The organism is Mesorhizobium sp. ES1-3, assembly GCF_020164795.1.
In the GTDB taxonomy this organism is placed as follows: domain Bacteria; phylum Pseudomonadota; class Alphaproteobacteria; order Rhizobiales; family Rhizobiaceae; genus Mesorhizobium.
The window spans coordinates 1-16,986 of record NZ_JAIUGW010000021.1 but is presented as its reverse complement, the minus strand read 5'-3'; the positions used below and the strand labels follow the sequence as shown (position 1 = coordinate 16,986).

Genomic DNA, 16,986 nt, shown 5'->3' with positions numbered 1-16,986 from the left:
GGATCATATCTGTAGCAGAAGTCCGGGTGCAGAACTGTCGTTTTAATCGGGAGTTTTGCGAGACCTACCGCACCAGGAGGCGTGATGAGTGCAGGAGATGAAACTGTAGGCGCTGCTTCCAGATTCAGCGAATTCGAGAGCTTGCATGAAATCATTCGGAAAGCTCACCAGATCCTGCCGAAGGAAAAGTGGGACACACTCGTAGGTGGCTCAGAAACGGAGACAACGCTCAAACGCAACCGTTTGGCCATCGATTCCATTGCCTTCAAGCCGCGTGTGCTGCGTGATGTGAGCGTCGTAGACCTCATGGTCGAGCACTTTGGTCAAAGTCTGCGCTTGCCTCTTTTTTTCGCGCCCACTGGTCCATTGGATCTATTCGGCCTGGGTGGAGGAGCAACTGTGGCATCGGTCGCTCAAGCGTACGGTGTCGCCCATATGCTCAGTTCGGGGTGCACGCCTCTTGAGACCGTCGCCGACGCGGCGCCCTCAGCACTGCGAATAGCCCAGCTCTACGTCAGGGGGGACGATGCCTTCGTGCATGGATACATTACTCGTGCGCTTGCGTGCCGCTGTGCTGCAGTCTGCTTGACCGTCGATACCGCGGTCCCCGCCCGACGTGATCGAGATATTGCTAATCGCCATCGGATGACTGGATTGGGAAAGTGGCCTGGTCAGGCGTACCAAGCCAGCCTCGATTGGCGAACCGTCAAGTTGATCAAGGATACCTATGACATTCCACTCGTGCTGAAAGGAATTGCCACAGTCGAGGATGCTCATATCGCGGTTGATCATGGCGTGGATTGGATCTACGTTTCGAACCATGGTGGCCGTCAGCTCGACCATGGTCGAGGTACGATGGACGTACTACCCGAAGTTGTCGACGCTGTAGCCGGACAAGCGAAGGTGATGGTCGATGGAGGTTTCTGTCGCGGATCGGACATCATAAAGGCCCTCGCGATAGGCGCGGACCTCGTGGGCCTTGGTCGCATGCAGTGCTACGCCTTAGCAGCGGGGGGCGAGGCGGCAATTATTCGCATGCTTGAGCTCATGGAAGACGAGATGCTCCGTTCCATGGCTCTGCTTGGTGTCCCAGCCATTGGCGCATTGGATCGGTCGTATCTGCATCCAGCACTTCCAGTCACTATACCGAACGCTTTGAGCGCGTTTCCGCTGATAGATTTGTCGCGAAGCTCCTAAGCTTTGTTGCGGCGTCACAGGTTCCAGATGAGGCGTTCGGCTTCAACCCCTGCGCGCCTTTTCGCGAAACCCCGGCGCATGTCAGGCATACTGACGTATTCCTGTCGCGCGCGATCAAAGGCGTGTGAGGGCTTTCAGGCTGATTCCTGCCTATCGCGCGCCTTCAGCTCCAGCCGCCGCTTATGCAGCACCGGCTCGGTGTAGCCATTTGGCTGGCTCGTCCCCTCGAACACCAGGTCGCAGGCGGCCTGGAAGGCGATCGAGCTGTCGAAATCCGGCGCCATCGGCCGGTAGAGCGGGTCGCCGACATTCTGCAGGTCGACGATGGCGGCCATGCGCTGCAGTGAATCCCTGACCTGGATTTCCGAGCAGACCTTGTGGCGCAGCCAGTTGGCGATGTGCTGCGAGGAGATACGCAACGTGGCGCGGTCTTCCATCAGGCCGACATCGTTGATGTCAGGCACTTTCGAGCAGCCGACGCCCTGGTCGATCCAGCGCACGACATAGCCCAGAATGCCTTGCGCATTGTTGTCGAGCTCGCGCTGGATCTCGTCGGGCGTCCAGTTCGGCCGCACGGCCACCGGCACCGACAATATGTCGTCGAGCCTGGCCTTCGGCCGGCTCTTCAGCGCCGCCTGCACGGCGTGCACGTCGACCTTGTGATAGTGCGTGGCGTGCAGCGTCGCCGCCGTCGGCGACGGTACCCAGGCGGTGTTGGCGCCGGCCTTGGGGTGCGCGATCTTCTCGACCAGCATCGCCGCCATCAAATCGGGCATCGCCCACATGCCCTTGCCGATCTGGGCATGGCCGGCGAGCCCGCATTCGAGACCGGTGTCGACATTCCAGGCCTCGTAGGCGGAAATCCAGGCGGCCTGCTTCATGTCGCCCTTGCGGATCATCGGGCCGGCTTCCATCGAGGTGTGGATCTCGTCGCCGGTGCGGTCGAGGAAGCCGGTGTTGATGAACACCACGCGCTCGCGTGCCGCGCGGATCGCCTCCTTGAGGTTGATCGTGGTGCGCCGCTCCTCGTCCATGATGCCCATCTTGATGGTGTTCCGGGCCATGCCGAGCAAAGCTTCGACTCGGTCGAAGATGTCGACCGCGAAGGCGACCTCCTCCGGCCCGTGCATCTTCGGCTTCACCACATACATAGAGCCGGCGCGGGAGTTCATCCGCCGCCCCTTCGGCCCGACATCGTGCAGTGCGATCAGCGCCGTCATCGCGGCGTCCATGATGCCTTCCGGCACCTCGCTGCCGTCGCGGCCCAGGATCGCCGGATTGGTCATGAGGTGGCCGACATTGCGCACCAGCATCAATGAGCGGCCAGGCACGGTCAGCGTGCCGCCGGCGGGCGCGGTGTAGACGCGATCGGGGTTGAGCTTGCGGGTAAAATTCTTGCCGCCCTTGCTGATTTCTTCGGCAAGGTCGCCCTTCATCAGGCCGAGCCAGTTGCGGTAGACGACGACCTTGTCCTCAGCATCCACAGCCGCGACCGAATCCTCACAGTCCTGGATGGTGGTCAGCGCCGATTCCAGGATGACGTCGGCAATGCCTGCCGGATCGGTGCGGCCGATCTGGTTGGCGCGGTCGATCAGGATCTCGACATGCAGCCCGTTTTTCACCAGGAGCACGGCTTGCGGGTTGGCGGCGTCGCCGCGATAGCCGACGAATTGCCTGGGATCGGCCAGCGTCGTCGAGCCGGCGCCTTCGCCGACCTTCAGCGCGCCGTTCGCGACGGACAACCCGTTGACGCCGGCCCATTTGCCCGTGGTCAACGGCACCGACTGGTCGAGAAAGTCCTTGGCCCAGGCGATGACCTTGGCGCCGCGCGCCGGGTTGAACCCCTTGCCCTTCTGCGCGCCGTCCGTTTCGGGAATGGCGTCGGTGCCGTAGAGCGCGTCGTAGAGCGAGCCCCAGCGCGCATTGGCGGCGTTGAGCGCATAGCGCGCGTTCATCACCGGCACGACGAGCTGCGGCCCGGCGACGACAGCGATTTCCGGGTCGACATTTTCGGTCGAGACGCTGAAGGCCGGCCCTTCCGGAACGAGATAGCCGATCTCCTTCAGGAACGCCTTGTAGGCGTTCATGTCGATGGGCGCGCCATTGTCGCGATACCAGCCGTCGAGCTTTTGCTGCATGGCATCGCGTTTTGCCAGCAACGCCCGGTTCTTGGGCGTGAGATCGTGGACGATGACTGAGAACCCGTCCCAGAAGCGCGCCGCTTCGATGCCGGTGCCGGGCAACGCTTCGTCGACGACGAAGTCATGCAGCTCGCGGGCAATGCGCAATCCGGCGATCTCGATGCGATCGGTCATCAGGGCTTCTCCAGATGAAAGGCTTTGCGGGCGTTTGGCATGTTTGGGGTTGCGGGGTCAATTCGGCTTAGGATGAAGGTGGGGCATTTTGGCGGTTAGCCAATCTCCCCCCTCGTGGGGGAGATGCCCGGCAGGGCAGAGGGGGGCGCGAAGGATCGCCGACGCTGCCCATCTTGCCGTGGATATGTCATCCCCACCAAAAAGTTGGAGCAAAGGGAGAACGGAGATGCTGGCGGGACAGCGCCCCCCTCTGGCCTGCCGGCCATCTCCCCCACGAGGGGGGAGATCGCTCTTCTTCCTCAAACCGCGATCCTCGGCCTGCCCGAGGCCACCGCTACGACATGCGCTTCGATGAACATGCGCTGCGCTTCGACGGTCGAGACACGAAACTCGGTCGCAACGTCGATCTCGGCGCTGTCGGTGCCGGCATCAAGGGCACGCTGGGCGACGATGGCGCGCACGTCGGCCTCGGCGGCCGCGATCGCCGCCGCCTCGTCGAGGAAATCGCGCACCGTCTCACCCGAGGCAAGCCGGAACAGGCCTTCCTTGGGCTGACTGACGCGGGCCTCGGCGGACACCCTGACCTGGCCGACGACGGCGCCGAGCGCGTTGGCGACATCGGTATCCCGGGGCACCAAGCAGTCATTGCCGACCAAGGGCGCCAGGCCGGCATAGTGCAGGGGGGCCGACGCGCCGAGCCCGATGACCGGCCGGTCGAGCGCGACGCTGAGGCGGGCGATGCCGGGGTGGGCGTCGACGGCGCGCTGGACCAGCGCGTGCGCCACGGTCGCCGCGCCATCGAGCCCGTCCTCGGCAAAGGCGGTTTCCAGGATGTATTCGGCCGACCAGCGCGTCAGCGTCACCAGCACCCGCTCCGAGATCGCTTCCGGCGAGGCAGCGATGGCCTGGCCACGGCCATCGCGCCTGCGGGCGAACAGTTCTGCGCCGAGGCGGGCGGCGGCGGCATCCCAGTTCGCCTGCTTGCCGAGCACATGCGCGGCGTCGGACGGGGTGAAGCCTGAGATATGCACCAGCCCTCGCGAGACCAGCCGGTTCAGCGTGGCGTTCTGGGCGTTCGAGGTCAGCAGCCTGTCGAGGGCGAGCGGCGTCGCGCCGATCGCCTCATAGAGCTTTGTCTCGGGGGCGGTCAGCCCCGCGGCGAGCCGGTCCGGCACGCCGGTGCGGACCGCGAAGCGGCCATCCATGCGGCCGGTGTTGGGGGCGCGCAACTGGCGTTCGAGCTCCGCTGTCACCGCCTCGCCATGCGCCATGCCGGCCAGCGCCAGCGGCACCAGGCGGCGCGGCCCGAGCAGTATCTTCGGGTTGAGCGCGCCGTCCTCCAGCGTCACCTCGGAATCGCCGCCAAGGCCGAACGTGCGCATGGCGACCGCCTCGACCATGGTGCGGAAGCCGCCGACGGTGGCGCCTTCCGGATCGAGCCGCGGCCGGCCGCCATCGAGCACGGCGACGTCGGTGGTGGTGCCGCCAATGTCGGACACCACCGCATTGTCGAGCCCGGTCATGTGGCGGGCGCCGACCAGGCTGGCGGCGGGACCCGAGAGGATCGTCTCGATCGGCCGCTGGCGGGCAAACGCCGCCGAAACCAGCGCGCCATCGCCGCGCACCACCATCAAGGGAGCGGCGATGTTGCGCGCTGTGAGAAACCCCTCGGTCGCCGCCACCAGCCGGTCGATCATCGAGATCAGCCTGGCATTGAGCAGCGTGGTGAGCGCCCGGCGCGGGCCGCCGAGCTTGGCCGACAGCTCATGGCTCGATGTGACCGGCAGACCGGTCCTGTCGCGGATCAGTTCGCGGGCGGCGATCTCATGCGCGGGATTGCGGGTGGCGAAATAGGCGCAGACGGCAAAGCCGGACACCGAAACGCCGAGTTCCGGCAGCATCGCCTCCAGTCCGGACAGGTCGAGCTTTGCCGCATTGCCGTGCACATCATGACCGCCCGGACAAAACACCACCGGGTCGGTGCCGAGCGCCGTCTTCAGCCCATCGCGGGCAAGATCGGCCTCGGAGAAGCCGATCATGACCAGCGCCACCCGGCCGCCCTGCCCCTCGACCAGCGCGTTGGTGGCGAGCGTCGTCGACATCGAGACCAGTTTGATGCCGGCCGGATCGGTACCAGCCTTTTCCAGCACCGCATCGACGGCACCCGAAATGCCGACGGCCAGATCATGCCGCGTGGTCAGCGCCTTGGCCTTGGCCAGCACCTTGCCCTTGTTCGGCCCCTGTTGGGGACCCTCGGTCTCCGACCACAGCACGGCATCGGTGTAGGTGCCGCCGGTGTCGATGCCGAGGAAGAGAGGGGCGGGCTTGGATTTGGTGGTCATTTTGGGGCGAAAGTCCGGGCAAATGGTTTGGTTGCCTGCCCTTAGCCGATACGGGCTTGCGGATAAAGCCGGGAGAGATGGGCCAAGGGACGCGGCACTGGCGCGGTGGAGAATTTATTGAAAGGTTTGGCGTGAGGCGCCCCCCTCTGTCCTGCCGGACATCTCCCCCTCAAGGGGGGAGATTGGCAGTTTCAGTGCCGGCGCTGCCCCAGCAACGTTGGCGATAGGCGAAACCCGGCGTGGCATCTGATCTCCCCACCTGAGGGGGAGATGCCCGGCAGGGCAGAGGGGGGCGCCTCGCGCCAACCTCCGCAGCTACCCCACAAACCCAACCTTCTTATGGCTGCCGTCGCAGAACGGCTTGTTCGCCGAGTGGCCGCAGCGGCACAGGAAGACCTTCGTGGTGCGGTCGATCGTGTGGCCGGTGCCGGTGACGATCTCGACATTGCCTTCGAGCTTGAGCGGGCCGTTCGCGGTCGGCGTCGCCTTCAGCGGGCCGTTGCGGGTCTCCAGCGCTGGCGTATCCTTCAGCGCCGGTTCGCCGGTGGCGGCAAAGCCGGCCTTGATATGGCTGTTGTCGCAGAACGGCTTGTTCTGCGAGGCGCCGCAGCGGCAGAGCGTGGCGCGGAAAAACGTCTCGTCGCCAAGCACGATCTCGGCATGCACCGCCAGCGGGCCGTTTTCGCGCAGCCGCACGGTGTTGACCGCAGGCGGCTTTTCCTGCGGGCCGCCATCCTTGCGGACATAGGTGATGGCGCCCGAGGGGCAGTTCTCGGCCAGCGCGACGATCTTTTCGACGCTGGCCGCCTCGGGATGGATCCATTGGCCCGGCGCGTTGGGCACGAAGACATGCGGGTCGCCAAGCACGCAATTGCGCGAGTGGATGCAGCGTTTGCCGGAAAATCCGACGTCGATCTTGTCGCTTTCGACCATGCCGGCCATTGGCGTGCTCCCTGTTTGCCTGGAGCACGCCGCCTGAATGACGCGGCGTGCCTTAGGTGTTTGGGTAGGCTATGGCTCCCAGCAGGAAAACCGTCAAGCTGGCAAACCGGTCAGGGGACCAGCTCGATCTCCTCGGTCTCGCCGCCGCTGCAGGTGTAGCAGCAATCCTCGCATTTTTCCTTGTTGCCGGGGCCGACGCCCCAATAGGTGCCCTCATCGCCATCGACCCAAGCGCCGTAGCAGATCGATTCGCCTTCATTGCAGGAAATCGGCAGCTGCTTGGTCTCGCCGTCGTCGAGATAGAAATCCTTGCCATTGCCCGGCCAGACATAGTCGCGGTCCTGGCTGTAGAGCTCGAGGCGCATGGCGTTTGGATGGCTGTTCTTGACGGCGAAGGTGACGTCGCCGGCATGGGCCGACGGCACCAGCAACATGGCGAGAGAAAGCGCGGCCAGCGAGCGGCGCGCATAGGCGCAGAACATGGTAACCCCCTGAATAAGCGGCCCATCTGGCCGCGCCGCAACCATCGCATGCCGTGCTGAATCGCGGAAGTGGGGCTGGTGACTGGATCCCTGACTTAATTTGGGTCCGACGCGCTTATGGCCCACCTTGTCTTACGGCACCAGGTCGATCGTCTCGGTCGTGTGCTCCACGCAGATGAAACAGCAGGTATCGCAGGGCTGGTCGTTGTCTGGCCCGACGCCAGCGGAAATCTTGTCATTGCCGTCGACCCAGGCGCCATAGCAGATGCGTTCGCCCTGATTGCAGGAGATCGGCACCGATTTCTGTGAGCCCGGATCGACAAGGAACACCTTGTCGCTGCCCGGCCAGACGGTCTCGCGGTCGCGGCTGAACAGCTCGACCGCAACCGCCTCCTTGCGCAGGTTCTTGACGAAAAACGCCATGTCGGCGGCCTCCGCCGAATTGGCCTGGACCAGTGCCGCCAGCGCAACCATGCGAAACAGCGTCACCGCCGACCTCCCCCGAATCATCGCGGGCAGACTGGCACGCTCGCCGGTAACTAGGAAGACAGCGGGCCCTGCGCAGTGATCTCACGCCCCAACCTCACCACTTCGCGCACCAGCAGATCGAGGTCGTCGCGTCGGGTGCGATGATTGGTGATCGCCACGCGCAGCCAGTGCTCGCCATGGACGGTGGTGTCGGAGAGTGCGGCGATGCCTTGCTCCTGCAGCCGCAGCATGATCTCGGTGTTGAGCGCCTTCAGCGCTTCGCCCGCCAAACCGGGCTGGTAGCGGAAGCATACGATGTTGATGGTCGGCACCGCCGCCAGCTCCAGCCAAGGCTCGGCCTCGATCAAACCGGCCAGATAGGAGACCTGCGCGATGTTCTGGTCGATCAGGCGGCCGAATTTCTCGATGCCATGTTCCTTCAGCGCCATCCACACTTTCAGGGCGCGAAAGCCGCGCGAGGTCTGCAGGCCGTAATCGTGCAGCCATTCGCCGGAAGCGAGGCCGCGCGGCGTCGACTCCAGATATTCCGGCGTCACGGCGAAGGTCCGGCGGTGCGCTGCGGCATCCCTGACCAGTGCACAGCCGACCTCGAAGGGTGCATGCAGCCATTTGTGCGGATCGAGCGCGACGGAATCGGCCCATTCGATGCCGGCGACGCGGTGGGCGTTTTGCGGCGCGATCGCAATCAGCGCGCCGATGCAGCCATCGACATGGAACCACATGCCTTCCTCGTGAGCGAGTTTGGCAAGCGCCCTGAGGTTGTCGATCGCCCCGGTGTTCACCGTACCGGCATTGCCGATGACGCAGGCCGGCGTGAGGCCGGCTGCCCGGTCTTCGCCGATCGCCGCGCGCAGGGCCGATATGTCGATGCGCAGCCCGGCATCCGTCGGGATGCGGCGCAGCGCCCGGGTGCCGAGGCCAAGCGCCTCCATCGCCTTGCGGTGGCAGGAATGGATCTGGTCCGAGCCGTAGAAGCGCAGCGGCTTCTCGATCGCGGCGACGCCGTGCTCGCGCACATCGATGCCGGCCTTGGTGTTGCGCGCCACGGTAAGCCCAATGATGTTGGCCATCGAGCCGCCGCTGACCAGCGTGCCGGAGGCCGAGGCCGGAAAGCCCAGCATCTCCTTGCACCAGTTCACCACCTGGCTGTCCATCAGCCCGGCGGCGTGGTTGCCGCCGCCGAGGTTGGAGCCCTGGATCGCCGCCAAGAAATCGCCGAGCGCGCCGGTGAAGTTGCTCGACCCCATGTACCAGGACCAGAAGCGCGGATGGATGTTGCCCATGGGATAGGACATCACAGTGCGGGAGACCTCGCCGTAGACATCGGCCAGCGGCGCCGGCGCACGCGGCAGGGGTGCCGCGAAAAACGCTCGCACGTCCACGGGCATTTCCCGCCATACCGGGCGGTCGCGCACGTCGCGCAAATAATCGACGGCATCGTCGACGACCCGGCGCGACAGGGCCTGGACATCGGCCCAGTCGGCGGGGTCAAGCGTTTCCTCGGCCACCATGCCGACGGTTTCTCGCGCGATGTCCATGACTGCCTCCCGTCAAGCCGCCGGAAACTGGCAGCCGGGCGTCGAGCGCGACAGCGCCAGCTCGTCGGCGTCCATCTCGGCCTCGATGCCGTCGAACAGCGGTGTCGACATATAGCGCTCGCCGGTGTCGGGCAGCATGCACAGGATCACCGATCCCGCGGGCGCCTTCTCCGCGACCTGGCGCGCAACGGCGAAGGTGGCGCCGCCGGAAATGCCGGTGAAGATGCCTTCCTTCTGGGCCAGCGCCCTGGCCCATTTGATACCGTCTGGCCCGGCGATCGGGATCACCTCGTCGTAAAGGCTGGCATCGATCGCCTCCTGCAGGACGTTGGGGATGAAATCCGGCGTCCAACCCTGGATCGGGTGCGGCTCGAAGGCCGGATGGCTGGCGGCGGGGGCGCCATCGGCCCCGCGCTGCTGCGCCTTGCCGCTGCCGATCAGTTGCGCATTGGCCGGCTCGGAGAGCACGATGCGGGTGTCGGGCCGTTCACGGCGCAAGACGCGCGCAACGCCGACGACGGTGCCGCCGGTGCCGTAGCCGGTGACGAAGCAGTCGAGCCGCGAGCCGGCGAAATCATTGATGATTTCGCGCGCGGTCGTCGCCTCGTGGATGGCGGCATTGGCGGCCGTCTCGAACTGGCGGGCAAGGAACCAGCCATTGGCCTCGGCCAGCTCGACCGCCTTCTTGTACATGCCGAAACCCTTTTCGGCGCGTGGCGTCAGCACCACCTTGGCGCCGAGCATGCGCATCAGCTTGCGGCGCTCGACCGAAAAACTGTCGGCCATGGTGACGACCAGCGGATAGTTCTTTTGCGCACAGACCATGGCGAGGCCGATCCCGGTGTTGCCGCTGGTCGCCTCGACCACGGTCTGGCCCGGCTTCAGCGCGCCGCTGCGCTCGCCCTCCTCGATGATGTTGAGCGCCAGCCGGTCCTTGACCGAGGCGCCCGGGTTGAAGAACTCGGCCTTGACGTAGATGGTCGCATGGGCCGGCGCGAGATTGTTGATGCGCACCGCCGGCGTGTCGCCGACCGTGTCGAGAATGCTGTCGAACAGGCGGCCGCGCCCGGCGGTGGTCCTGATTTTCTGTTTGTTCAACATCGTTGATCTCCTCGATCGTGTTCATTTTCACGAACCGGTTACAAACCGGCGGCCTGGGCGGCGAGGTTTCGAGACCTTGCCGCGCTAGGACTGACGTTGCCGGCGATGCGGCAATGACCGCTGCCGGCGCGAGATTCGCCGCCGGATGCGCCGTGTCGTGTTTGGTGATAAAGTAAGGGCCGACAGGCCAGCGTGGGAGCAGGCGTGGAAACGGACGTGGAAACCGCACCATCGAGGCAGGACGGCGGCATGCCGTGCCTGTCCGTGCGGCTGCTCGGACCGCTGACGGTCATGCGCAACGGCGCGCCGATGGCGCTGCCGGCGTCACGCAAGCTGCGGGCGCTGCTAGCCTATCTCGTGCTGGCGCCACATCCGGTGGGGCGCAGCCGCCTGTGCGAACTTCTGTGGGACGTGCCCAACGATCCGCGAGGCGAGCTGCGCTGGTGCCTGAGCAAGTTGCGCGGCGCTCTCGACACGCCGGACCGGCGCCATGTCCGCACGCAGGACGATACGGTCGCGCTCGATCTCGGCGGCTGCCTTGTCGATGCCCTGGAGATCAGCCATGCCGCCGCGCACGGGATCGACACGCTCGATGCGGAGCGGTCGCGAGCCCTGGCAGAACTCTTCGCCGGCGATTTCCTCGACGGGTTGGAGCTCGAACGCAATCCGCACTTCAACAGCTGGCTGATCGGCCAGCGCCGACGCTTCCGGTCCGTCCACGCGGCGGTGCTGGAACGGCTCGTCGCGAGCCTGCCCGCGGACTGCGACGAGGGGATCGCGCATCTCGACAGGTGGGTGGAACTCGCCCCTTTAGACGGGCGCGCGCACACGGCGCTGCTGGCGAGCCTCGCCCGGCGCGGCGAGATCGCCGCAGCCGAGAAGCATCTGGCGGTGGCGGCACAATTGTTCCAGTCGGAAGACCTGGATTTCGCGCCGCTGCGGGCAACATGGCGCATGATCCGTGACCAGCAGGCGCAGCCGGCCTGCCAGTCCACGGCATCGCAATTGACGTCATCGCTAGACCTGCTCGACCTTGGTCCACCCGACCCTGGTCCGGTCGAGCCGAGCCATGCGTCGCTGGCGGTGATGCCGTTCGTCGATGAATCCGGCCTGCGCGGCGGGCTGGCCGACGGCCTCACCCACGACATCATCACCCGCCTCGCCAAGCTGCGGGATTTCTTCGTCATCGCGCGCGGATCGGTGTTCGCGCTGGCCGACAAGGGCATCGCGCCCGAGGAGGCAGGCCGCCGGCTGAAAGTCGACTATCTCGCCACCGGCACGGTGCGCAGCATGGCCAGTCGCCTGATCGTCAGCGTCGAACTCGTCGAGGTGCGTACCGCCAGAATCGTCTGGGCCGAGACCTTCGAGCGCCGTCCGGACGACATTTTTGCCGTGCTCGACGACATCGGCGACAGCATCGTGTCGTCGATCTCGGTGGAGATCGAGACGGTCGAGCGCAACCGCGCCCTGCTGAAGGCACCCAACTCGCTCAATGCCTGGGAGGCCTATCATCGCGGCCTCTGGCACATGTACCGCTTCACGCAGGCCGAGAACGAAACGGCGCGGCATTTCTTTGCGAGGGCCTTGCAGCTCGATCCGACCTTCGCCCGCGCCTATGCCGGCCTGTCCTTCACCCATTGGCAGAACGCCTTCCAGCGCTGGGGCGACCGCGACCGGGAAAGCGCGCTGGCCTTCGAGAGCGCCGGCCAGAGCCTGCTGGTCGACGACCACAATCCGGCCGCGCACTGGGCAATGGGGCGGGCGCTGTGGCTGCGCGGCGAACAGGAGGGCTCACTAGGCGAACTGGAACAGGCGGTGAAACTCAGCCCCAATTTCGCGCTCGGCCATTACGCGCTGTCCTTCGTCCATTCGCAGTCGGGCGACCCGCGGGCGGCAATCGGCTCCTCCGATCATTCGCGCCATTTGAGTCCATTCGATCCGCTGCTGTTCGGCATGCTGGGGGCGCGGGCCATGGCGCATGTCCGGCTCGGCCAGTTCGAGGAGGCGGCCGTATGGGCGCTGAAGGCGGCGGCGCGGCCGAACGCGCACACCATCATCCTGGCGATCGCGGCACATTGCCTGGCGCTGGCAGGACGGCTCGACGAGGCGCGCGGCTTTGCCGCCGCCATCCGCAAGACGTTGCCGGACTACCGCGCCGACGATTTCATCGGCACGTTCCGCTTCGAGCCCGACGCCGAAGCGTTGTTCCGGCAAGGCGCAAGGCGGATCGGGTTGGGCTGATTTCAGGCTTGAACGCCTGCGTTAACGAAGTCGGAAGGAGTTGCTTAACCGTTGACGGCTATGTGACCTCGGGGGGTCCATGGCAAAGTGAGTATGATGAGCGACAGCCCCGACAAGCGCAGCAGCGAATGGCGCGCCATTCTTCATATACAGGCCCGTATCGCCGTGCTGTTCGTTCCGGTCGTGGCCAGCCTGCTGCTCATCGCCGCCCTTGCCGGCAACGATCGCAAATCCGTTCCGGATGTCGACAGGACCGTTACCGGGTCGGTACGATAAATCAGGCCGAACCCGCTTTTCTCCGGGCTGCTCGATAGCTCAGTAGAAGCGGGGGATCGGGCCGCTCTGCGGGGTCGTGCGGTCGCCGAGGTCGAGAAAGATCTCGTCGACATAACACCAGCCCCAGCCTTCCGGCGGATCATAGCCCTCGATCACGGGATGGCTGGTGGCATGAAAATGTTTGGTCGCGTGGCGGTTGGGTGAGTCGTCGCAGCAGCCGACATGGCCGCAGGTGCGGCAGAGCCGCAGATGCACCCACCACGAGCCGCTCTTCAGGCACTCCTCGCAGCCGAGCGCGCTCGGCGTCACGTCCTTGATGCCAGCCGCGTGTCTGCACTCGTCAGCCATCACACTCTCCCGACAGGTTGAGCGGCGTCGGCACGGCTGCCTTCCCGCGCAAGAAATGCATGCAACGCCGCCACCACCTGGGCGCCTTCGCCGACGGCAGCCGCGACGCGTTTGACCGAGCCGGAGCGCACGTCGCCGATGGCGAACACGCCGCTGCGGCTCGTCTCCATCACGCCATGCGCCGATGCTGTGTCCGAGCCGGTGCGGATGAAACCCCTGGCGTCCAGCGCCACGTCGGATTGGACGAGCCAATCGGTATTCGGGTCGGCGCCGATGAACAGGAAGAGATGGCGGATCGGCCGCGTCGTCGAGGCGCCGGTCGAGCGGTCGCGCCAGCGGACCGTGGCAAGATTGCCTTCCTCGCCGTCCAGCGCCTCGATCTCGGTGCCGGCCAGCACCTCAATGTTCGGCTGCGCCCTGATGCGCTCGACGAGGTAACGCGACATCGAGGCCTCGAGACTGCCGCCACGCGCCAGCAGCGCCACTTTCCCGACATGGCTGGCCAGGAAGACGGCCGCCTGGCCGGCCGAATTGCCGGCGCCGACCAGCGCCACTTCCTGGCCGCCGCAAAGCCGTGCTTCGATGGGCGAGGCCCAATAATGCACGCATGTGCCTTCGAACTCGGCGAGGTTGGCGACATCGAGGCGGCGATAGCGCGCGCCGCTGGCGATCACCACCGAGCGCGTGTGCACCGTCTCGCCGTCGCCGACCGCAAGCTGGTAGCGCGCGCCGTCGGTGGCGGCGCCGAGCAGCTTCACCTCGTCGGGGATGACCATCTCGACGCCGAATTTCTGCGCCTGGTTGTAGGCGCGTGCCATCAGCGCCATGCCGGTAATGCCCGTGGGGAAGCCGAGATAATTCTCGATGCGCGCGGAAGCGCCGGCCTGGCCGCCGAAGGCCCGGCAATCGAGCACGATGGTCGACAGTCCTTCGGACGCCGCATAGACCGCCGCCGCCAGCCCGGCCGGACCGGCGCCGACGATGGCGACATCATAGACCTTGCTGGCGTCGACCGGCCGCAGCAGGCCGATGCAGCGGGCGAGGTCTTTCTCCGCGGGATTGAGCAGCAGCCTGCCATTCGGGCAAAGTACGACCGGCAAATGGTGCGGATCGACATGGAAGTGCTCGAACAGGGTTTTTGCACAAGGATCGGTTTTTGAATCGAGCACGCGGTGGGGCTGGCCGCTGCGGGCGAGAAAGCCCTGCAGGCGCAGAACATCGCCATTGTCCGCCGGCCCGATGATGATGGGGCCGATCGTGCCGCTCTCGAGCAGCCCGACGCGGCGCAAAATCAGCGCCCGCATGATGCGCTCGCCGAGATTGGCCTCCTGCACCATCAAGTCGCGCAGCCTCTGCGAGGAGATGACGAACGCTTCGACCGCCTCGGCCGCTTGCGCATTGACCAGCGAGGGACGGGCCGAAAGCTGCGCCAGTTCACCGACGAAGCTGCCGGGACCATGCGTGACGAGCGTCTCGCGCCGGCCAAATTTGCCATCCTGGGTGATGTCGACCTTGCCCGACAGGACGACGATCAGCCCCGGGGACACATCGCCGGCCTCGAAAATGTGCTCGCCGGCGGCATAGGCGCTGGCCTCGCCGAACCGGCGCATGCGATCGATGTCCGCCTCGGCCAGAGTTGGAAACGCCTGGTCGCGGCGGGCGCCGAAGATCGCGGTGCTGGATTGAGACATGGCAGCGAGCGTAGCGAAGCGGGCGCGCCGTTTGAAGCGGTTTGTTCGCGGACTAGCCGGGAGGGGAGGTTGGGCCAGTCACCACGCCGTCGCTCCGGGATGACCAGGGCCGGCCCACTTGAGAATTTCGAAACTCAGGGTTCGCCGCCCAGAGGAATGATCGCCTTGGGCCGCGGCCGCCTCTCAGGAGCCAGCCGCTTCCGGCAACATACGCTTGAGCACATCGTCCTTGCGGATGAAATGATGCCACAGCGCAGCCGCCGCATGCAGTCCGGCAAGGATGAGGATCAGATTGGCGCAGAGGCTGTGCAGCTCCCTTACGAATCGGGCCGCGTCGCGGTCGGGAGAAACCGGCGCCGGGATGGTGAAGAGGCCAAAGAAGCTCAACGCATCGCCCCTGTACCACGTCAACACGATGCCAAGAACCGGTATGGCCACGAGCAGTGCGTAAAGCACCAGATGCGCGACCTTGGCCGTCCATCGTTCCAGCTCTGACATTTGCCGCGGCAGCCCCGGGGCTTCCAATGTCAGGCGCAGGCCGACGCGGACAACGATCAGCACGAACAAGAGCATCCCAAACGAAATATGAAGCCACCAGACGAGCGCACGGCCGGGGTCGCCGCGGGGAAAAAGCTCCTCAACATAGGTCAAGCCATAAAGACCGATAACCAGCAGGAACACGGCCCAGTGCATGGCCTTTTGCGCGCTTGTGTAGGTGGGATTCATGCGAGGCATCCAGTTTTGAATGTTTCTAAACTACGCGCGATCATGTCAAAGCTTTGTCGGGACAGTGGTCCTTTTTGGTCGCGCCGGGCCGGACACGATGCGTCCTTTCGGGAGGCGCCGGGAGATGAGGCACTGAGCCGTAGCCGAACCGGCGCATGCGACGATCAAATGATGGCCGCGGTAATAGGCTGCGGCGCCGGCCGGGACGGATCGGTCAGCCGCCTTCCGAAAGCGCACGGAGGTCGGCAATTGGCGAAGCTACTAGATCGCGGAAGTCAGGGCCGAGAGGCTAGAGCCGGCTCTAGTCTAAATCAAAAAGAGATAGAGCATGATGTTGTCCGAAAACCGCTTCGCACTTTTCGACATCATGCTCTAGTAACGATGCGGCCGCAGCTTCAACACGAGACCGACAACCAGGCCGACAAGAAAGCCGAGTGGCCCGGTTATGAATATTCCGAGCAGCGGCCCCTGGTTTGCCTCGGGCGTAAGGACAATCGGCCCTACGAAGCCGGCAAGGAACCCGATAACCCCCAAGATCGCTCCCCACTTGAGCATCCGTGCCCCCTATCGCCAGTCGGTCGATTGCAGCAGCTTTATAGTGCCGAAACAAGCCGTTAGATCAGCACCAGCCTGCGCGACGCCGAGGACAATAAGCAGCGGGGCGTGGGCTCGTGCTGATGCCGCGTGGACGAGACAATCGCTTGGCCCAACGGGATGCGCGCTTGGGGCCCGCCGTGCGGCCTTTGACACCAGGGGGGACTCGCCGGGCGAAACAGTGCTTGAGGGAGCCAATACGCTTCATGGGTCGGACAAGCCAGAAACACACCCACGAGCGTGAACTCAACGAATTGAATTGGCCTATCTAATTGATCCCGTTGGTAGTCGGGAAAAAATGGTGCCCAGAAGAGGACTCGAACCTCCACTCCTTGCGGAACACGGACCTGAACCGTGCGCGTCTACCAATTCCGCCATCTGGGCTGGTGCGGGCTCAATAAGCGGGCAAGCGATTGCTGTCAACGCGCTTTTTTCGAAGGCCGCCACTCGCCGACTCAGTTTCGGGCGTCGGCGCTGCCCCTCACCCGCCTGCCGGCATCCTCTCCCCGTATAGGGACGGGGAGAGGGGCGCTCTCACCGACGATTTCGCCAATTATCGGCGTTGCAAAAAGAGCGCCAGCGTCGCGGTCGGCTTCTTTCTCCCCGTCACTATACGGGGAGAAATGCCCGGCTGTCCGAACCGGATAGATAGGTAACAGAATGGACCGATAGCATGGGTGACAGTTTTCTTGTCCGCCGGGAGG

General features: G+C 65.1%; 13 protein-coding genes and 1 tRNA gene. 3 read left to right on the top strand and 11 right to left on the bottom strand.

Going from position 1 to position 16,986, the window contains the following annotated elements:
* Positions 1 to 84: 84 nt before the first annotated feature.
* Positions 85 to 1,197, top strand: a complete 1,113-nt coding sequence (locus LB536_RS23540; protein WP_224596801.1) for an alpha-hydroxy acid oxidase — start codon at positions 85 to 87, stop codon at positions 1,195 to 1,197.
* A gap of 134 nt (positions 1,198 to 1,331) precedes the next feature.
* On the opposite strand, the gene LB536_RS23535 is transcribed toward LB536_RS23540, so the two are convergent.
* The 7 genes from LB536_RS23535 to LB536_RS23505 form a co-directional block, all read right to left on the bottom strand.
* A complete protein-coding gene (locus LB536_RS23535) occupies positions 1,332 to 3,512 on the bottom strand; it encodes a malate synthase G (protein WP_224596798.1) in 2,181 nt (726 codons plus the stop codon).
* 299 nt (positions 3,513 to 3,811) lie between these two features.
* Positions 3,812 to 5,854 (bottom strand): hydantoinase/oxoprolinase family protein, encoded by a 2,043-nt coding sequence (locus tag LB536_RS23530; RefSeq protein ID WP_224596795.1) that lies wholly within the window; start codon positions 5,852 to 5,854, stop codon positions 3,812 to 3,814.
* A 315-nt stretch (positions 5,855 to 6,169) separates the two neighbouring features.
* Positions 6,170 to 6,796, bottom strand: coding sequence for a CDGSH iron-sulfur domain-containing protein (locus LB536_RS23525; protein ID WP_224596793.1), 627 nt, complete (start codon positions 6,794 to 6,796; stop codon positions 6,170 to 6,172).
* A 110-nt stretch (positions 6,797 to 6,906) separates the two neighbouring features.
* Positions 6,907 to 7,278: a hypothetical protein gene (locus LB536_RS23520; RefSeq protein WP_140760300.1), complete on the bottom strand. Its 372-nt coding sequence runs from the start codon at positions 7,276 to 7,278 to the stop codon at positions 6,907 to 6,909.
* Positions 7,279 to 7,410: 132 nt separating this feature from the next.
* On the bottom strand, positions 7,411 to 7,767 hold the full coding sequence (locus tag LB536_RS23515; RefSeq protein ID WP_224596790.1) for a hypothetical protein: 357 nt from the start codon (positions 7,765 to 7,767) through the stop codon (positions 7,411 to 7,413).
* Between the two features lie 50 nt (positions 7,768 to 7,817).
* Entirely contained in the window at positions 7,818 to 9,305 is a 1,488-nt protein-coding gene (locus LB536_RS23510) for a pyridoxal phosphate-dependent decarboxylase family protein (protein WP_224596789.1), read from the bottom strand.
* 12 nt (positions 9,306 to 9,317) lie between these two features.
* Positions 9,318 to 10,406 (bottom strand): PLP-dependent cysteine synthase family protein, encoded by a 1,089-nt coding sequence (locus tag LB536_RS23505; RefSeq protein ID WP_224596786.1) that lies wholly within the window; start codon positions 10,404 to 10,406, stop codon positions 9,318 to 9,320.
* Positions 10,407 to 10,655: 249 nt separating this feature from the next.
* Between LB536_RS23505 and LB536_RS23500 the strand changes: the two genes are divergently transcribed.
* Together LB536_RS23500 and LB536_RS23495 are read left to right on the top strand one after the other, a co-directional pair.
* Positions 10,656 to 12,647 (top strand): BTAD domain-containing putative transcriptional regulator, encoded by a 1,992-nt coding sequence (locus tag LB536_RS23500; protein WP_224596928.1) that lies wholly within the window; start codon positions 10,656 to 10,658, stop codon positions 12,645 to 12,647.
* A gap of 96 nt (positions 12,648 to 12,743) precedes the next feature.
* A complete protein-coding gene (locus LB536_RS23495) occupies positions 12,744 to 12,923 on the top strand; it encodes a hypothetical protein (RefSeq protein WP_181178680.1) in 180 nt (59 codons plus the stop codon).
* A 39-nt stretch (positions 12,924 to 12,962) separates the two neighbouring features.
* Here the strand turns inward: LB536_RS23495 and LB536_RS23490 are convergent, their stop codons facing one another.
* From LB536_RS23490 to LB536_RS23475, 4 genes are all read right to left on the bottom strand, one after another.
* Positions 12,963 to 13,271: a UBP-type zinc finger domain-containing protein gene (locus tag LB536_RS23490; RefSeq protein ID WP_224596782.1), complete on the bottom strand. Its 309-nt coding sequence runs from the start codon at positions 13,269 to 13,271 to the stop codon at positions 12,963 to 12,965.
* Positions 13,271 to 14,962 carry an FAD-dependent oxidoreductase gene (locus LB536_RS23485; RefSeq protein ID WP_224596779.1) on the bottom strand — a complete coding sequence of 564 codons (1,692 nt, stop codon included), beginning with the start codon at positions 14,960 to 14,962 and terminating at the stop codon, positions 13,271 to 13,273. The genes LB536_RS23490 and LB536_RS23485 overlap by 1 nt, the downstream gene beginning before the upstream one ends.
* A 183-nt stretch (positions 14,963 to 15,145) precedes the next feature.
* Positions 15,146 to 15,688: a cytochrome b gene (locus tag LB536_RS23480; protein WP_224596776.1), complete on the bottom strand. Its 543-nt coding sequence runs from the start codon at positions 15,686 to 15,688 to the stop codon at positions 15,146 to 15,148.
* An 893-nt stretch (positions 15,689 to 16,581) separates the two neighbouring features.
* Positions 16,582 to 16,666: transfer RNA gene (locus tag LB536_RS23475), tRNA-Leu, on the bottom strand.
* Between the last annotated feature and the right edge of the window lie 320 nt (positions 16,667 to 16,986).